The 3,279-nt window shown below is 67.2% G+C and carries 3 protein-coding genes and 1 pseudogene; 3 read left to right on the top strand and 1 reads right to left on the bottom strand.

The genetic code is table 11. The features are described 5' to 3' along the window. On the top strand, positions 1 to 894 hold an 894-nt coding region (locus HC022_RS22060), incomplete at its 5' end, for a TRAP transporter large permease subunit (protein WP_167453839.1). A 104-nt stretch (positions 895 to 998) separates the two neighbouring features. Here HC022_RS22060 and HC022_RS22055 read toward each other — a convergent pair. Then, positions 999 to 2,484 (bottom strand): annotated as a pseudogene (locus HC022_RS22055) (NAD(P)H-hydrate epimerase). A gap of 177 nt (positions 2,485 to 2,661) precedes the next feature. On the opposite strand from HC022_RS22055, the gene HC022_RS22050 reads away from it, so the two are divergent. Further along, the gene (locus HC022_RS22050; RefSeq protein WP_008885364.1) at positions 2,662 to 3,000 is read left to right on the top strand and encodes a P-II family nitrogen regulator; all 339 of its coding nucleotides are present in this window, start codon (positions 2,662 to 2,664) and stop codon (positions 2,998 to 3,000) included. A 65-nt stretch (positions 3,001 to 3,065) separates the two neighbouring features. Further along, positions 3,066 to 3,279: glutamine synthetase beta-grasp domain-containing protein (locus tag HC022_RS22045; protein WP_175583689.1), on the top strand; the 214-nt coding region annotated here is incomplete at its 3' end.

Genomic DNA, 3,279 nt, shown 5'->3' with positions numbered 1-3,279 from the left:
ATCCTGATCCCGCCGTCGATCATGCTGGTGATCATGTCGGACCAGCTTGCCATCTCGCTGGGCGACCTGTTCATGGGGGCGCTGTTCCCGGGGCTGATCCTCGGCGCGCTCTACATCGTCTTCATCGTGGTCTACGGCTTCATCTCGCCCGACTCCATGCCCGCGCCGGAACGCGCCGGGCGGGTCGGCTGGCACGAGGTGCAGGAGGTGATGATCGCGGTCATCCCGCCGATGTTGCTGATCCTGCTGGTTCTGGGCTCGATCTTCGTGGGCATCGCCACGCCGACCGAGGCATCGGGGCTCGGCGCGCTGGGCGCCACCCTGCTGGCGCTCTTCGCCCGCAAGCTCAACTGGAAGGTCTTCCGCGAGGTCGCACGTTCGACGCTGAACACCAGCGGCTACATCGTGGGCATCTTCCTTGCCGCCAACTTCTTCGCCTATGTGCTGCGGCGCTACGGCGGCGACGAGATCGTGCAGGAGCTGGTGCTCTCGGCCTTCGACAGCCCCTACCTGACCGTGGGCTTCATTCTGTTCATCGTGTTCTGCCTCGGCTTCCTGCTCGACTGGATCGAGATCACCATCATCATCATGCCGCTGATGCTGCCGATCATTCACGGGCTCGAACTGGCGGTGCCGGGCTTCGACCAGGTGCGCGACCCGCAGGTGGTCTGGTTCGCGATCCTGGTGGCGGTGACGCTGCAGACCTCGTTCCTGACGCCACCGGTGGGTTTCGCGCTCTTCTACCTCAAGGGCGTTTGCCCGCCGGGCGTGTCGCTCTCGCACATCTACAGGGGGATCATCCCCTTCGTGATGCTCCAGCTGCTGGGCCTCTTCATCGTGTTCGAGTTCCCGGCGCTGACCACGTGGCTGCCCTCGGTGGCCTACGGCGACTGAGCCCTGCGCGACGGCGCGTCAGAACCCTCCGGAAACAGGAAGACCCGGGACATCTCCCGGGTCTTTGTCAGTATACCATAGGGGGACCACAGGGCCGTAGCCCCTCAGGCGTAAAGCGCCCGCAGAACCCCCGGCAGCGCCTCGGGCAGGTCCTCGGCGATGAGCCCCGGGCCAAAGGCCCGCGCGGCCTCCACGTGCAGCCACGCGGCGCTGCAGGCGGCATCGAAGGGCGCGAGCCCCCGCGCCATCAGCCCCGCGATCAGCCCCGAGAGCACATCGCCCGCCCCCGCTGTCGCAAGCCACGGCGACGCGCGAAAAGGCTGGCCCGGTGTCCGGCGGCGCGGCCAGCCGGTCGTCGAGATCAGGGAACAGCCGCGCGAACTCGCCGCCATGGGGCGTCATCACGCAGCCCTCGTGCAGGAGATCGAAGAGCGCGTCCGCTTCCTCGCCAAAGGCGGTGAGCGCGTCGGCATCGAGCACCGTGGCGCGGTCGGCATCCAGCGCCACGGGCACCAGATCCCGCGCCCGCTCGAGCCCCAGCCCCGGCCCGATGCAGAGCGCGTTGAGCCGCCCGTCATCAAGCAGCAGCGAGAGGTCGTCGCCATCTTCGACCCGGCGCAGCATCAGGGCGGTGATCTGGCCGGCGCATTCCATCTGCGCCGCCCCCGGCGCGCCCAGCGTCACGAGCCCCGCGCCCACCCGCAGCGCCGCCCGGGCCGCGAGCCTCGCCGCCCCGGTGCGCCCGAAGCCGCCGGTCAGCACCAGCGCGTGGCCGTGATCGTACTTGTGCCCCGCCGCGCCCTTGGGGGGCACCTGCGGCGCCAGCACCTCGGTCACCCGGTCGTCGCGCCCGCCCCGCGCCCGGCGCGGCTCGAGCCCGATCGGACAGACCACGACCCTGCCGCAGAGCTCCGGCCCCTCGGCCAGAACGTGGCCCAGCTTGCGGGCGTGAAAGGTCACCGTGAGATCGGCCGCAGCACTCGCGGCCTCGGGGCCATCCGCGGGCCCGCCGGGAGCGTCGTCGCGCAGCACCCGGCCGCTGTCGCTGCAAAGCCCGCTCGGCAGGTCCACCGCCACGATCAGCGGCGTCCAGTCCTGCCGCTCGCCCGGCGCCATCGCCGCCCCGGTGCCGCGCACGTCGCGCAGGTCGGCGAGCGTCGCCCCAAGGCCCTGGATCGGTCGGCTGAGCCCGGTTCCGAAAAGCGCATCCACCACCAGCGATGCCCGGCGCGTGGACGGCTCGAGCCCCGGCTCGAGCTCGTAGACCTCGCCCATCGCGCACCAGCGGTCGAAATTCACCCGCGCGTCCGCCGGCAGATGCGCCGGATCTCCCAGCAGGAAGACCTCGACCTCCCAGCCCTTTCCGCGCAGCAACCGCGCGATGACGAAGCCGTCGCCGCCGTTGTTGCCCGGTCCGCAGAGCACCAGCGCACGCTGCGCTGAAGTGCCAAGTTCCGGCCACTGTTGGAAAACCGCCGCCACGACGCCCATTCCGGCGCGCTCCATCAGCTCCAGTCCCGTGACCTCTCCCGAGGTGATGGCGGTGCCTTCGACCGCCCGCATCTGTTCTGCCGTGAGAAGCTCGGCCATGCCCCCTGCTCCGTCGTTGTTTTCATTACGCCCATTATTGAGGCGTGTTGCGCAAAATTCATGCGCACGCTAGGAATCGCTCTATGCAGCCCCCGCCGGGTTAGGCTATCCGATTGTGGCGGCCTAGCAGAAATGATCTGGCAGGGTCCGACGCGGGATTACGAGGAGAGACAGACCATGAAAAAGGTCGAGGCGATCATCAAGCCGTTCAAGCTCGACGAGGTGAAAGAAGCACTTCAGGATGCCGGCATCCAGGGGCTTTCTGTGCTCGAGGTGAAGGGTTTCGGACGCCAGAAAGGCCATACCGAGCTGTATCGCGGCGCGGAATATGTGGTCGATTTCCTGCCCAAGGTGAAGATCGAGGTGGTGCTGGACGACGATATGGTCGACGCCGCCATCGAGGCCATCATCTCGGCTGCCAAGACCGACAAGATCGGTGACGGCAAGATCTTCGTGAGCCCCGTGGAACAGGCCATCCGGATCCGCACCGGCGAATCCGGCTCGGACGCGCTCTGAGCGGCCGCACAAAGAACAAACAAACATTATCCGGACCCAAGAAGTCACAGAAAGGGATGAACGGAATGAGCACCAAGGACGTTCTCAAGACGATGAAGGACGAGGAGGTCGCATACGTCGACATCCGCTTCACCGATCCGCGGGGCAAACTGCAGCACGTGACCGTGATGGCCGACCAGGTCGACGAAGACTTCCTCGAGGAAGGCTTCATGTTCGACGGATCCTCCATCGCCGGCTGGAAATCGATCGAAGCCTCGGACATGAAGCTCATGCCCGACA

The sequence above is a fragment of the Salipiger sp. HF18 genome, assembly GCF_011806505.1.
GTDB classification, from domain to species: domain Bacteria; phylum Pseudomonadota; class Alphaproteobacteria; order Rhodobacterales; family Rhodobacteraceae; genus Salipiger; species Salipiger thiooxidans.
The sequence above is the reverse complement of the archived record's forward strand: the minus strand, read 5'-3'. Positions and strand labels throughout refer to the sequence as shown.

Bases quoted from the DNA above. Each gene is read 5' to 3' on its own strand.
- HC022_RS22050 (WP_008885364.1), top strand. From the start codon at position 2,662: ATGAAAAAGGTCGAGGCGATCATCAAGCCGTTCAAGCTCGACGAGGTG.